General features: G+C 64.0%; 20 protein-coding genes. 8 read left to right on the forward strand and 12 right to left on the reverse strand.

All coding sequences use genetic code 11. The annotated features are described in order from the left end of the window. Positions 1-51: 51 nt before the first annotated feature. Positions 52-351 (reverse strand): c-type cytochrome, encoded by a 300-nt coding sequence (locus AB5Y81_RS18300; protein WP_005306588.1) that lies wholly within the window; start codon positions 349-351, stop codon positions 52-54. Positions 352-454: 103 nt separating this feature from the next. Here AB5Y81_RS18300 and AB5Y81_RS18305 point away from each other — a divergent pair, with 103 nt between their 5' ends. The 3 genes from AB5Y81_RS18305 to AB5Y81_RS18315 all read left to right on the forward strand — a co-directional run bounded on the left by AB5Y81_RS18305 (position 455) and on the right by AB5Y81_RS18315 (position 2987). Then, the gene (locus tag AB5Y81_RS18305) at positions 455-1882 is read left to right on the forward strand and encodes a protein adenylyltransferase SelO family protein (protein ID WP_279485148.1); all 1428 of its coding nucleotides are present in this window, start codon (positions 455-457) and stop codon (positions 1880-1882) included. Between the two features lie 10 nt (positions 1883-1892). Then, positions 1893-2180, forward strand: a complete 288-nt coding sequence (locus AB5Y81_RS18310) for a DUF3630 family protein (protein WP_279485149.1) — start codon at positions 1893-1895, stop codon at positions 2178-2180. A gap of 132 nt (positions 2181-2312) precedes the next feature. Further along, positions 2313-2987, forward strand: a complete 675-nt coding sequence (locus tag AB5Y81_RS18315) for a 7-cyano-7-deazaguanine/7-aminomethyl-7-deazaguanine transporter (protein ID WP_010635778.1) — start codon at positions 2313-2315, stop codon at positions 2985-2987. 270 nt (positions 2988-3257) lie between these two features. Here AB5Y81_RS18315 and rraA read toward each other — a convergent pair whose 3' ends face one another. After that, the gene (rraA, locus tag AB5Y81_RS18320) at positions 3258-3743 is read right to left on the reverse strand and encodes a ribonuclease E activity regulator RraA (RefSeq protein WP_005306574.1); all 486 of its coding nucleotides are present in this window, start codon (positions 3741-3743) and stop codon (positions 3258-3260) included. Positions 3744-3889: 146 nt separating this feature from the next. Between rraA and AB5Y81_RS18325 the strand changes: the two genes are divergently transcribed. Then, positions 3890-5743 (forward strand): methyl-accepting chemotaxis protein, encoded by a 1854-nt coding sequence (locus AB5Y81_RS18325; RefSeq protein WP_026139115.1) that lies wholly within the window; start codon positions 3890-3892, stop codon positions 5741-5743. Between the two features lie 57 nt (positions 5744-5800). Here AB5Y81_RS18325 and mgtE read toward each other — a convergent pair whose 3' ends face one another. The 6 genes from mgtE to AB5Y81_RS18355 form a co-directional block, all read right to left on the reverse strand. Then, positions 5801-7225, reverse strand: coding sequence for a magnesium transporter (gene mgtE, locus AB5Y81_RS18330; protein WP_041203041.1), 1425 nt, complete (start codon positions 7223-7225; stop codon positions 5801-5803). 132 nt (positions 7226-7357) lie between these two features. Next, complete coding sequence (gene cysG / locus AB5Y81_RS18335; protein WP_279485150.1) at positions 7358-8764, reverse strand: siroheme synthase CysG; 1407 nt, start codon at positions 8762-8764, stop codon at positions 7358-7360. A gap of 12 nt (positions 8765-8776) precedes the next feature. Beyond that, positions 8777-9589, reverse strand: coding sequence for a nitrite transporter NirC (gene nirC / locus AB5Y81_RS18340; protein WP_279485151.1), 813 nt, complete (start codon positions 9587-9589; stop codon positions 8777-8779). A 137-nt stretch (positions 9590-9726) separates the two neighbouring features. Further along, the gene (gene nirD, locus AB5Y81_RS18345) at positions 9727-10044 is read right to left on the reverse strand and encodes a nitrite reductase small subunit NirD (protein WP_279485523.1); all 318 of its coding nucleotides are present in this window, start codon (positions 10042-10044) and stop codon (positions 9727-9729) included. Next, positions 10044-12590, reverse strand: coding sequence for a nitrite reductase large subunit NirB (gene nirB, locus AB5Y81_RS18350; RefSeq protein WP_279485152.1), 2547 nt, complete (start codon positions 12588-12590; stop codon positions 10044-10046). The genes nirD and nirB overlap by 1 nt, the downstream gene beginning before the upstream one ends. Before the next feature lie 305 nt (positions 12591-12895). After that, positions 12896-13807, reverse strand: a complete 912-nt coding sequence (locus tag AB5Y81_RS18355; RefSeq protein ID WP_279485153.1) for a LysR family transcriptional regulator — start codon at positions 13805-13807, stop codon at positions 12896-12898. Positions 13808-13975: 168 nt separating this feature from the next. On the opposite strand from AB5Y81_RS18355, the gene AB5Y81_RS18360 reads away from it, so the two are divergent. Further along, positions 13976-15400, forward strand: a complete 1425-nt coding sequence (locus AB5Y81_RS18360) for an MFS transporter (RefSeq protein ID WP_279485154.1) — start codon at positions 13976-13978, stop codon at positions 15398-15400. Positions 15401-15488: 88 nt separating this feature from the next. On the opposite strand, the gene hslU is transcribed toward AB5Y81_RS18360, so the two are convergent. The 4 genes from hslU to argS form a co-directional block, all read right to left on the reverse strand. After that, complete coding sequence (gene hslU / locus AB5Y81_RS18365) at positions 15489-16817, reverse strand: HslU--HslV peptidase ATPase subunit (RefSeq protein WP_279485155.1); 1329 nt, start codon at positions 16815-16817, stop codon at positions 15489-15491. Positions 16818-16909: 92 nt separating this feature from the next. After that, positions 16910-17443, reverse strand: coding sequence for an ATP-dependent protease subunit HslV (gene hslV / locus AB5Y81_RS18370; RefSeq protein WP_005306539.1), 534 nt, complete (start codon positions 17441-17443; stop codon positions 16910-16912). A gap of 186 nt (positions 17444-17629) precedes the next feature. Then, the gene (locus tag AB5Y81_RS18375) at positions 17630-18469 is read right to left on the reverse strand and encodes an SPOR domain-containing protein (RefSeq protein ID WP_279485156.1); all 840 of its coding nucleotides are present in this window, start codon (positions 18467-18469) and stop codon (positions 17630-17632) included. Positions 18470-18472: 3 nt separating this feature from the next. Then, positions 18473-20218 carry an arginine--tRNA ligase gene (gene argS / locus AB5Y81_RS18380; protein ID WP_043170599.1) on the reverse strand — a complete coding sequence of 582 codons (1746 nt, stop codon included), beginning with the start codon at positions 20216-20218 and terminating at the stop codon, positions 18473-18475. 313 nt (positions 20219-20531) lie between these two features. Here argS and AB5Y81_RS18385 point away from each other — a divergent pair, with 313 nt between their 5' ends. The 3 genes from AB5Y81_RS18385 to AB5Y81_RS18395 all read left to right on the forward strand — a co-directional run bounded on the left by AB5Y81_RS18385 (position 20532) and on the right by AB5Y81_RS18395 (position 22458). Next, complete coding sequence (locus AB5Y81_RS18385; RefSeq protein ID WP_043170600.1) at positions 20532-21098, forward strand: LON peptidase substrate-binding domain-containing protein; 567 nt, start codon at positions 20532-20534, stop codon at positions 21096-21098. Between the two features lie 132 nt (positions 21099-21230). Continuing rightward, positions 21231-21800: a sigma-70 family RNA polymerase sigma factor gene (locus tag AB5Y81_RS18390; protein WP_206866053.1), complete on the forward strand. Its 570-nt coding sequence runs from the start codon at positions 21231-21233 to the stop codon at positions 21798-21800. Then, positions 21793-22458 carry a ChrR family anti-sigma-E factor gene (locus AB5Y81_RS18395; protein ID WP_206220914.1) on the forward strand — a complete coding sequence of 222 codons (666 nt, stop codon included), beginning with the start codon at positions 21793-21795 and terminating at the stop codon, positions 22456-22458. The genes AB5Y81_RS18390 and AB5Y81_RS18395 overlap by 8 nt, the downstream gene beginning before the upstream one ends. Positions 22459-22479: the final 21 nt, after the last annotated feature.

Here is a 22479-nt window from a genome sequence, read left to right on the forward strand (position 1 = left end):
GGCCTGGGCGGCACATCAGGGGAATCGCGCCCGTTGGCCGGACGCCGTGAATTATTTCAGGCTGGCGTAATAGGCTGCCAGGTTCTCCATGTCCGCCTCGGTGAGCGGCGCCATGAAGGGCACCATCAGGGGTTCCTTGCGGCTGCCATCCTTGAAAGCCTTCAGCTGTTTCACCAGATAGGCGGCGTTTTGCCCAGCCAGATGGGGATAGTTGGGGACAAGGGCCCTGCCTTCGGCCCCATGACAGGCGGCGCAGACGGCGGCCTTGGCCTTGCCTGCCTCGACATCGGCCGCCTGGGCCGGCCCCCACAACAACAGCAACAGGGGCAGGGCGCCCAACCATCTTTGCATCTTCTTCTCCTTGAAATGAAATAGCGCATCGCCCGTTAGCCACTGCTGGCCGACGGCGGTATAAAGAGTGACACGAGCATACGCAGGGACGAACCGCACCACCATGAAGCTGATCAACACTTTTGCCACCGAACTGCCCTGGGCCTGTGAGCCCGTCGCCCCCCAACCACTGCATGCCCCCGGCCTGCTGCACCTCAACCGTGCGCTGCTCGGCGAGCTGGGGCTGGGGGCGGTGAGCGAGGCCGACTGGCTGGCCTGCTGTGGTTATGGCCAGCCTTTGCCCGGCATGCAGCCGGTGGCCCAGGTCTATGCGGGCCATCAGTTCGGCGGCTACAGCCCGCGTCTCGGTGATGGCCGTGCCCTGTTGCTGGGGGAGCAGCTGGCACCGGATGGCAGCCGCTGGGACCTGCACTTGAAAGGGGCGGGCAAGACCCCCTTCTCCCGTTTCGGCGATGGCCGTGCCGTGCTGCGTTCCAGCATTCGCGAGTATCTCGCCTCCGAGGCGCTGCATGCCCTCGGCATCCCCACTACCAGGGCACTGGTGCTGGTGGGCAGTCAGGAGCCGGTTTACCGCGAACAGGTGGAGACGGGGGCGACCGTGCTGCGCACCGCCTCGAGTCATCTGCGCTTCGGTCATGTCGAGTATTTCGCCTGGAGTGGGCAGGGGGAGAAGATCCCGGCCCTCATCGACTATGCGCTGCGTCATCATTTCCAGGAGCTTGCGAACGGGGCCGAGCTGTTTGCCGAAGTGGTGCGCCGCACCGCGCGGCTCATCGCCAAGTGGCAGGCGGCAGGTTTCTGCCACGGGGTGATGAACACCGACAACATGTCGCTGCTCGGGCTGACCCTGGATTACGGCCCCTATGGCTTCATCGATGCCTATGTGCCGGACTTTGTCTGCAATCACTCGGATCCGGGTGGTCGCTATGCGCTGGATCAGCAGCCGGCGGTCGGCTACTGGAACCTGCAGAAGTTGGCCCAGGCGCTGGCCGGTCACGTCGATGGCGACGCGCTGGCGTCGGCCCTGGCTCAGTACGAGCACCAGCTGATGCTGCACTATTCCGAGCTGATGCGCGCCAAGCTGGGGCTGGCGGTGTGGGAAGAGGAGGATCCGGCGCTGTTTCGCGAGCTGTTCAGGCTGCTGGCGGCGCACAAGGTGGATTACCACCTGTTCCTGCGTCGGCTGGGGGCGCTGACCGTTCAGGGCGATTGGCCCGCCAGCCTGCTGGCTCTGCTGCCGGAGCCTGCCGCCTGGCAAGGGTGGCTTGAGGCCTATCGGGCGCGACTCGCCCGGGAGGGAAGCGAGGATGTTGTGCGCAAGGGGCAGATGGATGCGGTCAATCCCAAGTATGTGCTGCGCAACGCGCTGGCCCAGCGGGTGATTGAGGCTGCCGAGCAGGGTGATATGGCGCCGTTCGAGCGGCTGTTTGCGGCCCTGCAGCATCCCTATGATGAACAACCCGAATATGAGGATCTCGCTACTCCGCAACCAGCATGGTATTGCGGTGGCGAGCTCTCTTGCAGCAGTTGAGGAGCAGCCGATGAACTGGCGGATCACGCAGACAGACAGGGAGGCCGGGGTGGTGACGCTGGAGCACCCCGCGCTCGACTGGGACAGCTTTCCAACCCTGGCCGATGCCCTGTTGCAGGAGTGGGAGCTGGTGGCGCTCGAGCGTGAGTGTGGCGCCGATCGTCACTGCTGGCTGCTGGAATTCGAGGGGAGCCGCTTTCGGCTCGAGTACGAACACTACAGCGGCTGCTGGCTGGCGGCGGAGCAGCCGGCCGATGCCGAGGCGTTGCTCTGGCTGGCCCGCCAGCATCAGGGCTGAGCAGGCGCCGCAGCCTCAACCCACAGCATAAAGATTGAACTATCAATTTGGGGGCGTATAATCCCGCCCCTCAATTATCGCCAATGGTGGCGGTATGGGTTCCCTAACCCCATTAACCAAAAAGGTCACAATATGAATCTGACCCCTGCTCAGCACCAGACGGCGCTGGTGCGCCTCTCGTTGTTCCACATCCTGATCATCGCCAGCAGCAACTACCTGGTGCAGCTGCCGATCACCATCTTCGGCTTCCATACCACCTGGGGGGCCTTCAGCTTCCCGTTCATCTTTCTGGCCACCGACCTGACGGTGCGGATCTTCGGTGCCGGTCTGGCGCGCAAGATCATCCAGACCGTGATGCTGCCGGCGCTGGCCATCTCCTATGCGCTGTCGGTGCTGTTCTTCGAGGGCAGCTTCCAGGGCGTTGGCAATCTGGCCGAGTTCAACCTGTTCGTGGCACGCATCGCCCTGGCCAGCTTTATGGCCTATCTGGTGGGCCAGTTCATGGACGTGGTGGTGTTCAACCGGCTGCGGCTGCTGAAAGCCTGGTGGGTGGCACCGGCCGCCTCCACCCTGTTCGGCAATCTGGTGGATACCATCACCTTCTTCACCATCGCCTTCTGGCGCAGCACGGATCCCTTTATGGCCGAACACTGGGTCGAGATCGCAACCGTGGACTACGTGTTCAAGCTGCTGATAAGCCTGGGATTGTTTGTGCCCCTCTACGGTGTGCTACTGCGTTATCTCAGCCGCAAGCTGGTGGGCGAGGCCGGTTTGAGCGGCCTGCAAACGGCCACACGGCAAGCCTGACGACATTGACCACCCCTCGGGGTGGTCAATTTTTTTGCATTTATGGCAAATAAGGGTTGCTTAGTTAAATGAGAATGATTATTGTTACCTTGTTTTCCGGGAAAGACTTCATTCGTTCCAACGTGATGGACTTCTTGTGAAGGCACGACATTGCTCACATTGCTTCCAGTTAAGGGGCCAGTTTTTACTGGCCCTCTTTTTTTGTCCGCGTCCGGCAGCACGCGGGCATAAAAAATGGGAGCCTTGGCTCCCATTCTCACTCTGCTCTGCTTACTCGATGTCGAGCGCATCGGGGGAGAGGATCACCCCTGTGGTATCGGCGTAGAGATGGTCGTCCGGCAGGAAGGTGACGCCGCCGAAGTTGACCGGCAGATCGGTCTCGCCTACGTCCTTGCTGTCGGCCCCCACCGGAATGGCCGCCAGCGCCTGAATGCCGATATCCAGATCTTCCAGAATGTCGACCTCGCGCACGCAGCCGTAACAGACGATCCCTTCCCACTCGTTCTCCGCCGCCGTGGTGGCGATCTCGCTGTCGATCAGGGCACGGCGCATGGAGCCGCCGCCATCGATCAGCAGTACCCGACCAACGCCGTTCTCTTTGACGAGTTCACGGATCAGGCCGTTCGATTCGAAACATTTGACTGTGGTGATGACGCCGCCGAAGGAGGCGCGGCCGCCGAAGGAGCAGAGCATGGGTTCGAGCACATCCACCATGTCCTGATAGATGTCGCACAGTTCTGAAGTGTTGTATTCCATTGTGTCAAATCCACCGCTGGAAACAGGTGGGATCCAGTATAAGGAGTGGGACTGGCATTTCAATGAATATTCCTTGAACAACAACAAGGATAACGTTTTCTGCATAAGCTCAATGCATGCCACCCCATGTTTGTGAGAGGTTCATCGTGCTCATCCGTCATAAATTGATCCTGAATACCGCGCTGGTCGCCGTGGCCATGCTGGTATTGAGCAGCCTGTTTTTCTACTCCAACCAGGTGAGTCGCCATCTGACCGAGGCCCAGCGCAATGTGGACAGCCTCGAGATCGCCATGCTCAACCTGCGACGAGCGGAGAAAGACTTCCTGATCCGCAAGGATCCGACCTTCGTTGCCCGCTTCAATGAAGTGCTGGCTGACTTTCACCGGCTCAACCAGACCCTGAGCCAGGAGGACAACCTGAGTGCCGTGCAGGGCGAGCTGACCATGCTGGATCAGCAGATGGAGGCCTATGGCAAGGCCTTCAACGAGCTGGTGGTCCAACAGCAGAAGATCGGGCTGGGGCCGGAAGATGGACTCTACGGTCGCCTGCGGACGGCGGTGCACGAGGTGGAGGAGGGGCTCAAGCAGCTGGATGAGCAGGGACTGCTCATCACCATGCTGCAGCTGCGGCGGGCGGAGAAAGACTTCATGCTGCGCTCCGACATCCAGTATCTGGAGCGCTTCCAGACCCTGCACAAGGATTTCCAGCAGCGGCTGGCAACCTTGCCGGAGGCTGAACGCGGCAAGCTGGAGCAGGCCAGCGAGCAGTACAAGCAGGACTTCATCGCCCTGGTGCAGGGAATGCAGGTGCTGGGGCTGAATGAGGGGGAAGGGCTGCGCAGCCAGATGCGGGATCTGGTGCACCAGACCGAGCAAGGGTTCGCCGCGGTCGACAAGCACATCGCCGACGAGCTGGTACGGCAGACCTCGCGCCTCAACACCCTGATGCTGGTCTGTGGCGGCGTCATCATAGTGCTGATGGGCATCATGAGCATGCTGCTGGGCCGCAGCATCGATCGCCCCATCTCGCGGGTGAACGACACCGTCAACCGCATCCGGCAGGACAATGACCTGCGCCTCAAGATCGAGTTGCAGGGGGCGGACGAGATGGCGCAGCTGGCGAGCAACCTGGACGTCATGCTGGGAGGTTTTCGCCACCTCATCGGCGACGTGAAGCAGAGCGTGCACACCCTGACCGAGGCGGCGGATCACCTCTCAGGCAACGTCCGCCGCACCAGTGAGGGGGCGGCCCGCCAGCTGCAGGAGACCGACATGGTGGCGACCGCCTCCACTGAAATGGGCTCCACCATAGAGGAGATCGCCCGCAACACCGAGCAGGCCGCCAACAATGCCCAGACCACCAACAACAAGGCGATGGAGGGGCGCAGTGCGGTGGAGAACACCGTCAGCCAGATCCGCTCCCTGGCCGACAACCTGGAAAACTCCTCCCGCGAAGTGGCCCAGCTGCAGCAGGAGAGTGAAACCATCGGCTCTGTGCTGGACGTGATCCGCGGCATCGCCGAGCAGACCAACCTGCTGGCGCTGAACGCGGCCATCGAGGCGGCGCGGGCGGGGGATCAGGGCCGCGGCTTTGCGGTGGTGGCGGACGAGGTGCGCAGCCTCGCCATCCGCACCCAGAAGTCGACCCAGGAGATCGCCGGCATCATCAGCTCGCTGCAGAAGCAGACCGGCAACATAGTGGGCATGATGGCGACCTGCCGCGAGCAGGGCAACAGCAGCTCGGAGCAGGCCAGCATGGCGGGTGAACTGCTGGAGCAGATCACCCAGGACGTCACCCACATCATGGACATGAGCACCCAGATTGCCGCCGCCATCGAGCAGCAGAGCCTGGTGGCCAACGAGGTGAACCGCAACGTCAACAACATCCGCGACATCGCCCAGGAGTCGAGCCTGATGGCGGAGGAGAACGCCAAATCGAGTCATGGCCTGACCGAGCAGGCCAAGCTGCTCAACCAGGCGGTGGCCAAATACCGGGTATAGCGGCCGCACCGAATGAACAAGGGAGCCATGAAGGCTCCCTTTTTATTGCCAAGCTGATTAAAGCAGGAACAGGGTGGCCAGCCCCAGGAAGATGAAGAAGCCGCCGGTATCGGTGATGGCGGTGATCATCACGCTGGCGCCCACCGCCGGGTCGCGGCCTAGCCGGCTCATGGTCATGGGGATGATGACCCCCATCAGCGCCGCCACCAGCAGGTTGAGCATCATGGCGAGCGTCATCACGGCGCCCAGCGCCGCATCCTGATAGAGGATGTAGGTGGCGACCCCCATGGTGCCGCCCCACACCAGGCCGTTGATCAGGGCCACCCCCAGTTCGCGCCACAGCAGGAAGGAGACGTTGCCGGTCTGGATGTGCTGCAGCGCCAGCGCCCGCACTATCATGGTGATGGTCTGGTTGCCGGTGTTGCCGCCGATGCCGGCGACGATGGGCATCAGCGCCGCCAGCGCCACCAGCTGGGAGATGGTGTGCTCGAACAGGCCGATCACCCGCGATGCCACGAAGGCTGTGCAGAGGTTGATGGCGAGCCAGGCCCAGCGAGTCTTGACCGCCTTGGAGACAGGCGCGAACACGTCCTCCTCCTCGCTGATCCCCCCCATCCGGCGCAGGTCGGTATCGCTCTCCTCATAGACCAGATCCACCACCTCGGCGACGGTGAGCCGGCCCATCAGTTTGCCCCTGGCATCCACCACGGCGGCGGAGACCAGGTCGTCCCGCTCGAAGGTACGGGCGGCCGCCTCATCGTTGTCTTCCGGATCGAAGGTGACCGGATCCTTCTCCATCACGTCGCTCACCCGGGTCTCGGGTCTGTGCAGCAACACGGTCGTGAGCGGCAGTTCTCCCTGCAGCCGGTTGCGACGGTCGATGACGAACAACTTGTCGGTGTTGTCGGGGATCTGGCCGCGCAGGCGCAGGTAGCGTTGCACGGTAGCCAGGGTCACGTCCGGACGCACAGTCACCAGGTCGAAGTCCATCATGGCGCCAACCGTGTGCTTGCCGTAGCGGATTACCTCCCGCACCCGATCCCTGTCCATGGGAGCCATGGAGGTGAGCAGCCGCCCCATCAGGTTGCGGGGCAGGTACTGGCCCAGATAGATCTGATCGTCGATGTCGAGGGTGCTCAGGGCATGCAGCAGCTCCTTGTCGCTCATGCCGCTGATGAGGCTGTCCCATACCGTCTCCGAGGCCTCCACCAGGATCTGGCCGTGCTTGTCCGCATCCACCTGTTGCCACAGTACGTGGCGCTCGTCCGGCGGCAGGGACTCCAGCGCATCGGCGATATCGGCGGCGGGCAGGCTGTTGACCAGTCGGGTGAGCTCGCTGGTCTGGTTCCGCAGTTCGGCGTCCTGCTCCCCTTGCGGGTCGAGCAGGCTGTCGGTGAGGGCGTCGTCGGCGAGCAGCAGGGTGAGGATGCGGGCTCTGTCCTGTTCACGCTGCTTGGCGTTGTTCTTGGCGGGGAGAGACATGAAACTGAATTCCTGAATTCGGTGGTCCGGCTGACACATCCCATAGGATACCAGACTCAAAACAAGAGGTTATGACAGTAAATGCAGGAAAAGAAACGCCACCCCAGGGTGGCGTTTGCATATGAGGTGATATCAGGCCGAAGCCAGCGCCGTCTCTATGGTTGCCCCTTGCCCGAACCAGGCGAGGGAGTCAGCCAGGGTTACCACCGAGCCCACCATTATAAGGGCCGGGCTTTCGACGCCGATGGCCAGCTCGGGCAACTGGTCAAGGGTGCCGCGAATGACCCGCTGGCTCGGCTGGGTGCCGCGCTCGATCAGCGCCACCGGGGTGTCGCCCCCCTTGCCGTGGGCTAGCAGCTGCTCGCGGATGGTGGCGCAGGATGAGAGCCCCATGTAGAACACCAGGGTCTGTTTGTCTTTGGCCAGCAATGGCCAGTCGAGATCCCGGGCGCCACCCTTGCCGTGGGCGGTGACGAAGCGCACGCTCTGGGCGTGATCGCGGTGGGTCAGCGGAATGCCGGCGTAGGCGGCGCAGCCGCTCGCCGCCGTGATCCCCGGCACCACCTGAAAGCCAATGCCAGTACCAACAAGCGTCTCCAGCTCTTCGCCGCCACGGCCGAAGATAAAGGGGTCGCCCCCCTTCAGCCGCACCACCCGTTGCCCCTTCTTCGCCTCGTCCAGCAAGAGCTGGTTGATCCCCTCCTGCGGCACGCAGTGGTTGCCCGCCTGCTTGCCGACGAAGATGCGCTTGGCGTCGCGGCGCACCAGCGCCATCACCTCGTCGGAGACCAGCCGGTCATAGACCACCACATCCGCCTGCTGCATCTGGCGCAGGGCGTGCAGGGTGAGCAGGCCCGGATCGCCGGGGCCGGCACCGACCAGCACCACCTCGCCGTGAGCCTTGCTCTCCTCGGCAAACAGGGTATCGGCCAGCTGGTGGGCAGAGGCGCTATCCCCCCGAGCCAGCGCTTGCCCGAGCCGATCCGCCCCGAGCAGCCGTTCCCAGAAGCGGCGCCGCTCCCCCATGCTGGCGAAGCGCGTCTTGACCCGATCCCGCAGGCTGCCGGCGAAGGCCGCGACGGCCCCCAGATGTTGCGGCAGCATGGCTTCGAGTTTCTCTCGCAGCAGCCGGGCCAGCACCGGGGCCTTGCCGCCGGAGGAGATGGCCACCATCAGCGGCGAGCGGTCGATGATGGACGGCATGATGAAGCTGGAGCGTTTCGGGTCATCCACCACGTTGGCAAAGATCCGCGCCTGATTGGCGCTCTGGTAGACCAGGGCGTTCACCTCGCGCCGATCGGTGGCGGCCACCACCAGCCACTTGCCCGTCAGGTGCGCCGGTGCAAACTCGGCGTCCAGCCACTCGATGCTGCCGTTGGCAGCCAGTTCCGCCAGCTCGGGGTCTAGCTCGGGAGCTACTACTGTGAGCTGGGCACCGGCATCCAGCAGCAGGCGCGCCTTACGCTCCGCCACCTCGCCGCCGCCGACCAGCAGCACGGGTTTGTTGTCGAGTCTGCAGAAGATGGGCAAGTAGTCCATGGGGCCTCCTGATCAGGCGGTTTGGGTCTGGCTGGCGGTGCTGGTGGTTTCGCTCACCGCGACCGGGCGCTCAGCCTTGGGGGTGGCATACCAGTAGCCGAGGCCCATGAAGAGGGCGCCGGAGACGGTGTTGCCCAGGGTCACCCAGAGCAGGTTGTGGCCGATGCCGCCCAGAGTGTAGGCCTCGGAATGGGCGCCGAACCAGGAGAGGGCGAACAGGGTCATGTTGGCGATGGAGTGCTCGTAGCCGGAGGCGATAAAGGCCAGCAGGCACCACCAGATGGCGATGAAGCGGGCGGCACCCTCGGTGCGCAGCGCCATCCAGATGGCGAGGCAGACCAGCCAGTTGCAGAGGATCCCCTTCATAAACAGCACCATCGCGGGCATTTGGGTCTTGGCCAGCGCCACCTTGTGGGCCAGGCTGCCCGCATCCGGCAGCAGGCTGCCGCCGTAGGAGTAGATGAGCGCCACCGCGATGGAGCCGAGCAGGTTGCCGGCCCAGGTCTGCGGCAGGATGCGCAGCAGGTCACCCATGGTGATCTTGCCCGTCTTCACCCCGAAGGTGAGGAACATGGTGTGACCGGTGTAGAGCTCGGAGCCGGCGATGATCACCAGGGTCAGGGCGATGCCGAAGGTGGCCCCCATCACCAGCGGCCGGATAGCGGGATCCACCAGATTGCCGAGGGTGAAGATGAGGATGATGCCAAGGCCCACATAGGCCCCCGCCATGGCGGAGCTGAGCCAGAAGCCGAGCTTGTCGCTGCGCTCGAAGCGGTTGATGCGGGCCGCGTTGGCGGCGCACTTGTTAATGGTTTCCGTGTACATCTTGTGAGTCCTTGAAAGGGCTGCCCTCTGGCAGCCCGAAAGAGAGTTAAATCGGCTTTAGACGGCGACCCAGACCTGCTGGTCGCGCACTTCGACGGGATAGCTCTGTACCGACATAGATCTGGGGGTTGTCGACATCAGACAGCGACCCAGACTTGCTGATCACGCACTTCAACGGGATAGCTTTGCACTGACATTGCCGGGTTATCGAAGCAGTGACCGTCGCTCAGGCGAAAGCGCTGCTTCTTGAGCGGGCTGGCCACCCAGAGCTCGCCGTCGTGTTCGCAGATAAGGCCCCGCGACAGCACGTTGGCGGCGAAGAAGGGATCCCGGTTGTCGATGGCGAACACCTCGGCCGCAGCACTTGGGCGGAACAGGGCGACCTGGCGCCCTTCAATGAGTGCACAGACGCCGGTTCCCGGCAGGATGTCGTTGAGTTGGCAGGCAAGTTTCATCATTTGGTTTCCACCTCGATCTGGTAGACAGGGATGCGCTCGGCCGGGGTCGCCGGTCTGTGCTGGTCACGCTCGCTGACGAACTGGACGTCCGGGTCGCGCTTGTCGCTGTTGATGAAGTGGCTGAAGCGCTGCAGCGCCTGCTCTTCGTTGAGGGTGCGCGACCATTCGCACTCGTAGCTGTCGATGAGGGTCTGGATATCGCGCTCCAGGGGCTCGGCCAGTCCCAGCTTGTCGTCGACGATCACTTCGCGCAGGTAGTCGACGCCCCCTTCCAGGTTGCCGAGCCAGACCGAGGTGCGCTGCAGTTTGTCGGCGCTGGTGACGTAAAACATCATAAAGCGGTCGATCAGCTTGATGAGGGTCTCGCGGTCGAGGTCAGACGCCAGCAGATCGGCGTGGCGCGGCTTCATGCCGCCGTTGCCGCCCACATAGAGGTTCCAGCCCGCGTCGGTGGCGATGATGCCGACATCCTTGCCCTGTGCTTCCGCACATTCGCGGGTACAGCCGGAGACACCGAACTTCATCTTGTGGGGGGTGCGAATGCCCTTGTAGCGGTTCTCTAGGAAGACCCCGAGGCCGACGCTGTCCTGCACGCCGAAGCGGCACCAGGTGCTGCCGACGCAGGTCTTGGCCATGCGCAGCGCCTTGGCGTAGGCCTGACCGGTCTCGAAGCCCGCCGCCAGCAGCTTGCGCCAGATGGCGGGCAGATCATCCTTCTGGGCCCCGAACAGGCCGATGCGCTGGGCGCCGGTGATCTTGGTGTAGAGCTTGTAGTCGCGAGCCACTTCGGCCACCGCCAGCAGCCCTTCCGGGGTCACCTCGCCACCGGCCATGCGCGGGATGACGGAGTAGGTACCGTCCTTTTGCATGTTGCCGAGGAAGATGTCGTTGGTGTCCTGCAGCTGGGTGTTGAGCGGGCTCAGCACGTAGTCGTTCCAGCAGGAGGCGAGGATGGAGCCGACCGTCGGTTTGCACACCTCGCAGCCATGGCCGTGACCGTGCTTGGCCAGCAGCTCGTCGAAGCTCTTGATCCTCTCCACCTTGACCAGGTGGAACAGCTCCTGACGGGAGTAGGGGAAGTGGCCGCAGAGGTGGTTGTTGACCTCGATGCCCTGCTTCACCAGCTCGGCGTTGAGCACCTGGCTGATGAGGGGCACGCAGCCGCCGCAGCCGGTGCCGGCCTTGGTGTGCTGCTTGATGGCGGCGAGTGTGGTGTGCCCCTCGGCCACCGCCTGGGCGATGTTGCCCTTGGAGACGTCGAAGCAGGAGCAGATCTGGGCGCTCTCCGGCAGGGCATCCACCCCCAGGGTCGGTTTGGCCCCGGCGTAGGCGGGCAGGATCAGGGTGTCCGGGTGGCTCGGCAGCGGCAGGGCGTTGAGCATCATCTGCAGCAGGTTGCCGTAGTCATCCACGTCACCCACCAGCACGGCGCCGAGCAGACGGCTGTTGTCTTCGCTCACCACGATCTTCTTGTAGACGCCGGCCTGGTCGTCCTGGAACACATAGCTGTGGCTGCCCGGGGTGCGGCCATGGGCATCACCGATAGAGCCGACGGAGACGCCGAGCAGCTTGAGCTTGGCGCTCATGTCCGCCCCTTCGAAGCGGCTGTCGCCACCGAGCAGGTGGTCGACGGTGATCTGGGCCATCTTGTAGCCCGGTGCCACCAGGCCGAAGAAGCGACCCTGCCAGGCGGCGCACTCGCCGATGGCGTAGATGTCGGGGTCTGAGGTGAGGCAGTGATCGTCGATGACGATGCCGCCGCGCTCGGCGATGGCCAGATCGCCGTAGCGACCGAGGGTGTCTTGCGGGCGGATGCCGGTGGAGAAGACCACCACGTCCACTTCAAGCTGGCTGCCGTCGGCGAAGGCGAGGCGGTGTTTCGCCTGTTCGCCGCCATGCATCAGGATCTCGCTGGTGCTCTTGCTGGTGTGCACCTGCACGCCCATGGATTCAATCTTGCGGCGCAGCAGCTGGCCGCCCTGACCGTCGAGCTGCTCGGCCATCAGCACAGGGGCAAACTCAACCACGTGGGTTTCGAGACCCAGCGCCTTGAGGGCGCCGGCGGCTTCGAGGCCAAGCAGGCCGCCCCCGATCACCACCCCGCTCTTGCCGCTCTTGGCGGCGTTGCGGATGGCTTTCAGATCCTCGATGGTGCGATAGACGAAGCATTCGTGGTGCTGACTGCCCTGAATGGGCGGCACCCAGGGGTAGGAGCCGGTGGCCAGCACCAGCTTGTCGTATTCGACCACAGTGCCCTTGTTGGAGTGCACTTCGCGGTTGGCTCTGTCGATTTTTTTCACCGCTTCGCCGAGCAGCAAGCGGATGCCGTGCTTGTCGTAGAAACCGGGTTTGACGAGGGAGAGATCTTCGCTGGTGTGGTGGGAGAAGTAGGAGGAGAGATGGACGCGATCGTAGGCGTGGCGGGGCTCTGCACCGAAGACGGTGATCTCGTAGCGGTCCGGGTCGGCCCGCTCGATCAACTCTTCGATGAAGCGGTGCCCCACCATGCCGTTGCCCACAACGACCAGTCTGACTTTGCTCATGATTGCCTCTAGTTTGGAGTAATAAAACATCATTCTGAGGCTAGGCTACCCAGTCGGCAGGGGCGGGCGATTGATGCAAATCAAGTGTCTATTTATATATCTCCTCAGGGGTAATTCCTGATAATTCAAAGCTATACATAAATAGGTATACCAGTGGTGCAATTGGTTATGGCGTGGGGAGCGGAGCCACCGCTGCAGGGGCTGCCTGGCTGACCCTGCAAAGAAATGCCCGTACCGTCAAAAAGCGTGAAAAATTCCTTCATGGGATGGCGGCAGCCATGGGTCGCCAGCAGAACCGGGGGGCGTCAGGGAAGGGGGCGGTAAGGCTCCTGGGCGCAGATATCGCGGATGAGGGTGCGCAGCCAGCGGTGGGCCGGATCCGCGTCCAGCCTGGGGTGCCAGAGCAGGGCGACCCGGATCGCTGGCAGCGCGAAGGGCAGGGGACGAACAACCAGCTCCCCCAGCAGGGCGGCGCAGTGACGCTCAGGCACAGTGGCCACCAGATCGCTGCCGCGCACCAGCGCCAGCGCGGTGGCAAAGCCGGGCACCAGGGTGGCGACGGTGCGCGAGAGCCCCTGCTTGGCCAGCGCCTCATCGACCGGGCTGTGGGGTTGGCCGCGGCGGGACACCAGCACGTGGCGCGCCCCGGCGTAGCGGCTGGCGGTGAGTGGGCCGTCGCACAGTGGATGACCGGGGCGCATTACGGCGACGAAGTGGTCCTGAAACAGGGCCTGGGTACGCAGCTCGGGCGCCGTGGTGGCGCTGATGACCCCGGTCTCGAAATCCAGCTCGCCGCTGCGCAAGGGGCCGCTCTCCTTGTCCGGCTTGGCCAGAAAGTGGAGCCGTACTCCGGGCGCCTCGGTGGCGAGCCGGCTCAGCAGGGCGGCGCCGAACAGTTCCACCAGCCCCTCGCTGGCGCGCAGGGTGAAGGTGCGCTCCAGCCGCGCCGGGTCGACCTCCTGTCGGGGGCTCAGCATGCTCTCTGCCTCCTGCACCAGCCGACCGACCTGCTCGCGCAGCAACTGGGCTCGAGGGGTCGGCACCAGGCCGCGGCCGGCCCGCACCAGCAGCGGGTCGCCTGTGGTCTCCCGCAATCTTGCCAGGGCCCGGCTCATGGCGGAGGGGCTCAAGCCCAGTCGTCTGGCGGCGCCCGCCACGCTGCCTTCGTCCAGCAGGGCATCCAGGGTGATCAGCAGGTTGAGGTCGGGAGTGCTCATGTGCATGCCTTCATCGGAGTGGGAGCAGAGGGGTCAGCTTCATCATACCCGAGAACGGGCATCCTCATATGGCGTCCGCTGCATTGATAAGCTGCAACTGGTGCGTCTTCCGCCTGCTCACTGGCCCCACTAGCCTTGTCGTCATCACCCCTATGTGGAGCCCGGCTCATGTCAACACCAACCCATTTCCCGCTCCTGGCGGCGTCTCGTCTCGGTCTGCTGGCGCTTGGCCTCGCCACCCTGTTGCCCATGCTGGCGGCCAGCATGGGCGGCATCTTGCTGCCGGCATTGGGGGCGGCCTTTCATCTGCCCTTCGCCATCTTGCAGTGGGTGCTGGTGGCTTACCTGCTGGGACTCACCTGCCTGACAGTGGTGGCCGGCCGGCTGGGTGACAGGTTCGGCCGGCGTCGGTTGCTGCTCTGTGGCATGGGGGGCTTTGCGCTGGCCTCCCTGCTCTGCGCGCTGGCACCGACCATCGGCTGGCTGATCGTCGCACGGGCGCTGCAGGGGGCGAGTGCGGCCTGCATGCTGACGCTCTCGCTGGCCATGGTGGGGCGGCTGGTGTCGCCGGCCAGACGGGGCTGGAGCATGGGATTGCTCGGCACCCTGTCTGCCTGCGGTACGGCGCTGGGACCCTCGTTTGGCGGCCTGCTGCTGGAAGTGGCGGGCTGGCAGGCTGCCTTCCTGGCGCTGCTACCCCTCGGCCTGTTGGCGCTGCTCTGTGCCCGTGCCGGTCTACCCGATGACGGGGCGAGCGGGCAGGGGACACGACTCAACCTGGCCAGCCTGGGGTGGCTGCTGGTGACGCTGCTGGGCTACGGGCTGGCGCTCACTACGACAGGCGTCCCGGCCCTCTGGCTTGGGGGCGGGGCGCTGCTGGCCGCCGCCTGGCTGGTGCGCAGCGAACTGGGCTCCCCCGCCCCTCTGTTGCCGCTGGCGTTGCTGCGAACCTGGCGGCTGCGCGGCGCTCTGGCGGCCAGTGCGCTGGTGGCCGGGGTGATGGTGGCGACCCTGCTGATCGGTCCCTTCTATCTGCAGGGGGTATTCGGGCTCGGCCCGCTGACCAGCGGGCTGCTTATCTCGGGTGGACCCCTGCTGGCGGCACTGAGCGGGATGCCAGCCGGCTGGCTGGTGGACAGGGTCGGCGCCATCACAGTGGTGCGACTGGGCTTGCTGGTGATGAGCGCGGCGGTGGTGCTGCTGGCCACCCTGGGCAGCGGCGGTGGCCCAATGGGATACCTGCTGCCCGTGTTGCTGCTGACTGCTGGCTACGCCCTGTTCCAGACCGCCAACAACAGCCTGGTGATCGGCGCCGCCGACGAACAGAGCCGTGGTGCCGTGGCCGGGTTGCTGACCCTGTCGCGCAATCTGGGCCAGCTGACGGGGGCGGCGGGACTGGGGGCCCTGTTTGCCGCTCTGGCGGGAGGCGGCAATCCGGCCGTCGCCAGTGCGAGCGAGCTGGCGTTCGCCATGCGGGCCACCTTCGCCCTGACGGCTCTGCTGCTGATGAGCGCACTCTGGCTGGTGGGGAGAGGTGAGCGCGACGTGCCGGGCAATGCGACCCGGGAAGGCTGCGAGCTGGGAGAGCGCTGAAAACGAAGACGCCTCCACAGGGGAGGCGTCTTGCTACGGGGTTGAGCAGGATAGTAAACCGCTCGGATCCTCGTCTCCGATCAAGCTGTTACAGGATAAAGCGGCTCAAATCCTCGTCTTCAATCAGCTTGCCGAGGTGGGCGTTGACGTAGTCGGTGTTGATGACAAAGGTCTCGCCGGACTTCTCGGAGGCGTCGTAGGAGATGTCTTCCATCAGTCGTTCCATCACGGTGTGCAGACGACGGGCGCCGATGTTCTCGGTGCGCTCGTTGACCTGCCAGGCCGCTTCGGCCAGACGGCGGATACCGTCCTGGGTGAACTCGATGTTGACCCCTTCGGTGGCCATCAGTGCCTTGTACTGATCGGTCAGGGAGGCGTTCGGCTCGATCAGGATCCGCTCGAAGTCTTCGGTGGTCAGCGCGGTCAGCTCGACCCGGATCGGCAGACGGCCCTGCAGCTCCGGGATGAGGTCGGACGGCTTGGCGATCTGGAAGGCGCCGGAGGCGACGAACAGGATGTGATCGGTCTTGACCATGCCGTGCTTGGTGTTGACGGTGCAGCCCTCGACCAGCGGCAGCAGGTCGCGCTGAACCCCTTCACGGGAAACGTCCGGGCCTGAGCTCTCGCCGCGCTTGCAGATCTTGTCGATCTCGTCGAGGAAGACGATGCCGTTGTTCTCGACGGAGGCGATGGCCTTCTGCTTCAGCTCTTCCGGGTTGACCAGGCGGGCCGCTTCCTCTTCGATCAGCGCCTTCATGGCCTCTTTGACCTTGATCTTGCGCTTCTTCTTCTGGTTCTGGCCCAGGTTCTGGAACAGCCCCTGCAGCTGGTTGGCCATCTCTTCCATGCCCGGCGGGGTCATGATCTCAACGCCCATCGGGGAGGCGGAGAGCTCCAGCTCGATCTCCTTGTCATCCAGCTGACCTTCCCGCAGTTTCTTGCGGAAGATCTGGCGGGTGTTGGAGTTGTCGGCTTTCTCTTCCTCGCCCCAGCTGTTGCGCGGGTTGGGCAGCAGGGCGTCGAGGATGCGCTCTTCGGCGGCCTCTTCGGCGCGGTATTTCATCTTCTCCATCTCGGTCTCGCGCACCAGCTTGATGGCGACATCGGTCAGATCGCGGATGATGCTGTCCACTTCCTTGCCCACATAGCCCACTTCGGTGAACTTGGTCGCTTCGACCTTGATGAAGGGGGCGTTGGCCAGCTTGGCCAGACGACGGGCGATCTCGGTCTTGCCGACACCGGTCGGACCGATCATCAGGATGTTCTTCGGGGTCACCTCGTGGCGCATCTCCTCGGAGAGCTGCATCCGGCGCCAGCGGTTGCGCAGGGCCACGGCCACCGCACGCTTGGCGTCGGCTTGACCAATGATGTGTCTGTCCAGCTCGTGGACGATTTCTCTCGGGGTCATCTCGGACATGATGGTGTTCCTGTGTCCGGGGCGGGCAGGGCCCACCCCTTGGAAAATGGGGTTTGGCTGGCGGCCTTATTTGGCGGCCCTATTTCGCCGGCTTATTTGGCTGAATAATCCAGCACTTCGATGGTGTGGTTGCCGTTGGTGAACACACAGATGTCGCCCGCAATCTTGAGGGACTTCTCGACGATGCTCTTGGCATCCAGCTCGGTGTTCTCCAGCAGGGCGATGGCGGCGGACTGGGCGAAGTTGCCGCCGCTGCCGATGGCGATGAGATCGTGCTCCGGCTGTACCACGTCACCGTTGCCGGTGATGATGAAAGATTTGTGCTCGTCGGCGACGGCCAGCAGCGCCTCGAGGCGGCGCAGGGCGCGATCGGTGCGCCAGTCCTTGGCCAGCGCCACGGCGGCGCGCTCCAGGTTGCCCTGATGAGCCTGCAGCTTGGCTTCAAAGCGCTCGAGCAGGGTGAAGGCGTCGGCGGTGCCGCCGGCAAAACCTGCCAGCACCTTGCCGTTGTAGAGGCGATGAACCTTGCGGGCGTTGCCCTTCATGACGGTGTTGCCAAGAGAAACCTGGCCATCGCCACCGATGACGACCTGACCGTTGCGGCGAACTGAAACTATGGTAGTCACTTTACTTACCTCGCTTGAGCCGAATGACGGCCTGACTGTGCATGGCAAGAGAGATGGGGATGGCAATCCGGCTTTTCAAGCCTGCGCGCTGGCGCGGCCAACGGGGTTGGCTGGGAGTGGTGGCGACTGGCACCAAAAGAAACAGGGCCGGGTGTTGCCACCCGGCCCTGTATATGGACGCTGCGATCACCCCTTCTTGGGGATGCAGCCGCTGATGCCTGAGCCCTGCAGCTTGCGGTTGGCCGCGTCGGCCGCCGCCTTGCCGCTGAAGGGGCCCACCATCACCTTGTAGACGGCGCCACCGGCCCCGTTGACCACCTGCAGGCTGGAGGAGAGCCCGGCGGTGAAGGCGATGCGCGCTTTGAGGGATTCCGCGGAATCCTGCGAACGCAGGGCGGCGCACTGCATCATGTAGCGTTCGTTGTCGGCCGTTGCAGGCGGAGTCGCCGCCTTGGCCTTGGCGGCCGCGGCCCGTTCCCGCTCCAGTTCGGCGCGCAGCTCCCGCTCCATCCGATCCCGTTCGGCCTTGCGGTCGATCACCTGCTCCTGGGCACTGGCGACCGGCGCGCCGGTCGCCGGCTTGGCCGGTTGTACCGGTTGCGGCTTGTAGGGCTGTACCTGGCCGATGGGGGTTCCGGGTTGGGGAATATTGGTCGGCACCGGCTGTGGCAGCTTCTCCGGCTGCAGGGTCATGGTTTCCGCCGGGGGGGGCGGCAGCACGCCCGGCTGGGGCGGCGGCTCGACGATGTCGACCTGCTTGTTCTCCAGCCGTTCGATGTAGCTCCACTTCTCCTGCGGCAGGCCGTTGCTCTGGGCCTTGGGCTTGTTGGCTTTCACCTGCTCCTCAATGGTGGGGGCGTCGTTGCCCTTGCCACTGATCATGTAGAGGAAACCGCCGAACCCCGCCAGCAACACTACGGCCAGCAGGGCCGGGATAACAGGAAAGCGGCGAGGTGCCGCTTTCTTGGTGTTGCGACCACCCGCCCGACGTCGCGGGCGGCTGCCGACATAATCCCGGGTCGCCATCTATTACATGCGCTCCAGGGTGTGGATGCCCAGTACGCCCAGGCCCAGCTTGAGGACCTTGGCGGTGGCGGCGCACAGCAGCAGACGGCTCTGACGAGTCGCCTCGTCCACGCCATCCTTGTTGATCGGGCAGGCTTCGTAGAAGGTCATGAAGTTGCCGGACAGCTCGTACAGATAGGTACAGAGCAGGTGCGGCATGCCCTTGTCCGCCACGCCGTTGACCGCGTCGGAGAACTGGATCAGCTTCTGGGCCAGGGTCTCTTCCGCTTCCTCGCTCAGGACCACCTTGCCGCCCAGGGTATCGGCATCGACGCCGGCCTTGCGGAAGATGGACTGGATACGGGTGTAGGCGTACTGCAGGTAGGGCGCGGTGTTGCCTTCAAAGGAGAGCATCAGATCCCAGTCGAAGATGTAGTCGGTAGTGCGGTTCTTGGAGAGATCCGCATACTTGACCGCACCCATGGCGATGGCGTGCACCACCTGGGCCTTCTCCTCGGCGGAGAGGTCGCTGTTGCGGCTCTCCAGCAGGGCGGCGGCGCGCTCTTCTGCCTCATTCAGCAGATCAACCAGCTTGACGGTACCGCCGGAGCGGGTCTTGTAGGGACGGCCATCCTTGCCCAGCATCATGCCGAAGGCGTGGTGCTCGAGGGGCACGGATTCCGGCACATAGCCCGCCTTGCGGGTGATGGTCCAGGCCTGCATCAGGTGCTGGTGCTGACGGGAGTCGATAAAGTACATCACCCGGTCGGCGCCCAGGGTCTCGTAACGATACTTGGCACAGGCGATGTCGGTGGTGGTATAGAGGAAGCCGCCATCGCTCTTCTGGATGATGACGCCCATGGGCTCGCCATCCTTGTTCTTGAACTCGTCCAGGAAGACGACGGTGGCGCCTTCACTCTCGACCGCCAGGCCGCGCGCTTTCAGATCGGCGACGATTTCCGGCAGCATGTCGTTGTACATGGACTCGCCCATGATGTCCTTGTTGGTCAGGGAGACATTCAGGCGGTCGTAGTTGCGCTGGTTCTGCTCCATGGTCATGTCGACCAGCTTCTTCCACATGGTGCGGCAGTACTCATCACCACCCTGCAGCTTGACCACGTAGTTGCGCGCGCGCTCGGCGAAGGCTTCGTCTTCGTCGTAGTGACGCTTGGCCTGGGTGTAGAAGGCTTCCAGATCGCGCAGCTCCATGTCGGAGGCGTGCTCGTTGGCCATCTTCTCCAGATAGGCGATCAGCATGCCGAACTGGGTACCCCAGTCGCCGATGTGGTTGGCACGCACCACCTTGTGGCCCAGGAACTCGAGGGCGCGGGCAGCCACGTCACCGAGGACTGTGCTGCGGATGTGATGCACCGCCATCTCTTTGGCCACGTTGGGGGCGGAGTAGTCCACCACCACGGTCTGCGGGGTTGGCAGCTTCACGTTGGCGTTGGCGGAGGTCACCATGGCCTCTACCTGACCGGCCAGCCAGCTCGGGTCGAAGAAGAAGTTGATGAAGCCGGGGCCGGCGATCTCGACCTTGGCGATCAGATCGGAGGCGGGCAGGTGCTCGATGATGGCAGCGGCCAGCTCACGGGGATTCTTGCGGGCCGGTTTGGCCAGCAGCATGGCCAGGTTGGTGGCCAGGTCACCGTGAGCCTTCTCCTTGCATCGGTCTACTTGCACGCGGGCTTCCAGGTCCGCCGGCAGGATGCCCGCTGACTTGAGATTGGCTACCGTTTGTTCAAGTAGATGATGAATATGCTCTTTCATAACTGACCACCAAGGTTGCGCGTCGAAAAATGACTGATATATAAGGGCGTGAATTTTACCCGCATCGGCCCGAGAAAACTATAGGGATGACCCGCCGCTCGCGGTCGGGCGGATATTTCACTGCATTTGGCACCAGATCCCAGAATATTGGACGGAAATTACGGTGCTTATCCATTTCTACTGCATATTGAAGCGGCTTGTCCAGGCTATTTTCCCCTGATTGTTAAGGGGTTTTTTATTCCAACTCGTTCTGAATGATCTGCCCTGCCGCCCCGGTCGTATCAACAGGTACCTTTTACCGAGGAATCTGTCGATGAAACTGGCGCTGTTTCCCCTCTCGGCCCACCTGCTGCCCGGTGGCATCATGCCGCTGCGCATCTTCGAGCCCAGATATCAGCGCATGATCGCCGAGGCGGGAGAGCAGGGGTTTGCTATCTGCATGCTGGATCCCCGCCAGCCCGATGCGCTGCGCAACATGTACCCAATCGCCACCCTGGTACGGATCGTCGACTTCGATCAGCTGCCGGACGGTCTGCTCGGCATCACGGTGCTCGGCATGGAGCGGGTCAGGATCACCGATCTGTGGCAGGAGTCGGACGGCTTGCGGGTCGGAGAGGTGGAGGTGCTGCCCCCCTGGCGCACCGGCCGGCTCAATGCCGACCAGCACTCGTTGGCCAGGGCGCTGCAGGAGGTGTTCAACGACTACCCGGAGTATGCGGCCCTCTACCGCAACCCCGACTGGGACGATGCCAGCTGGGTGGCCCAGCGCTGGCTGGAAGTGCTGCCCATCCCCGTTGAGCAGAAACAGTGGCTGGTGGCGGCGGAAGACAACCAGCCGGCACTCTCCCTGCTGAGCGGATTGCTGGTCGCCAGCCACTGAGCACTCTTTGATACGGCGCAGGTGATCCTTTTGCCGTGGCGCACGTATTGGCACTCATCACCCTCTTCAAGGCATGGCGCAATGGCATATACTGGCCAATCACAATCGACTCCGCACAGGATATCGCCCCCTATGGATGACCCCGCCGGCGATCTGAAATCCCTGCTGGTGCGGGTGGCCGAGCATGGCGACAAGGCCGCCTTCGCCACCCTGTTCCAGCACTTTGCCCCGCGCATCCGCAGCTACGGGCTGCGCCACCTCGGCAGCGAGGCCAACGCCATGGAGCTGGTACAGGAGACCATGCTGCTGGTGTGGCAGAAGGCCCGGCTCTACCACCCCGACAAGGGAGCCGCCACCACCTGGATCTACACCGTCATGCGCAACCAGGGCTTCGACATGCTGCGCCGGCGCCGCGCCAGCAAGGAAGATCTCTGCGCCGAGGAGCTGTGGCCCATGCTGGAGTACAGGGCGGAAGAGGAGCACCTGAGCGGCGGCGAAGACGCCGTGCTGACCCGCCAGATGGCCCACTACCTCGGCACCCTGCCGGAGCCGCAACAGCAGGTGGTGCGCGGCATCTACCTGCAGGAGCTCTCCCAGCAGGAGCTGGCGGACCGGCTCGGCGTGCCGCTCGGCACCATCAAATCCCGCCTCAGACTGGCGTTACAGAAATTGAAGGAACAAGTGGAGCAAGGCCATGATTAAAGCCCATCCCGTTCAGGCCATGTTGCGCGCCTTTGCCGCCGACGAACTGCCCCTGCCGCTGGCCGTCGGCGTCTCCGCACACTGCGAGCTCTGCCCCGAGTGTGCGGCCCGGCTGCGGGCCTGCGAAGAGGAGCTGGCTCGGCAATACCTGGCCCCGGCCGAAGAGTGCGAGCCACTGCCGGCAGAGTTCGATGCCATGCTGGCCGGCATACTGCAACAGCCGGTGGCCAGTGCGGCCGCGTTGAGTCAGTCGGCTGCGGCCCGGCCCGAGCTGCAGGTGGCGGGCCAGTCGTACCGGCTGCCGCGGGTGCTGGCCCGTCACCACGCCCCCAGCTGGCGCCACATCGGCGCCATCCGGCAGGTGAGCCTGCCGCTTGACGAGCAGGGGGCCCGTGCCAGCCTGCTGCACATAGAGGCGGGCGGCCGCATCCCTGAGCACACTCACAAGGGTTATGAGCTGACCCTGCTGCTGGCCGGCACCATCGAAGATGGCGACACCCGCTATCAGGCGGGGGACTTCATCTGGCGCGATGCCAGCCACGCCCACAGTCCGCACACCCCGGACGGCTGCCTCTGTTACACGGTGCAGGACGCGCCGGTACAGTTCACCAAGGGGCTGTCGCGGCTGCTCAACGGCATCAGCCATCGCCTCTACTGAGCCGACAAAGCAATAAAAAAA

Origin of the sequence: Aeromonas sp. s2 (assembly GCF_040907935.1) — a bacterium.
Classification (GTDB): Bacteria; Pseudomonadota; Gammaproteobacteria; order Enterobacterales; family Aeromonadaceae; genus Aeromonas; species Aeromonas dhakensis.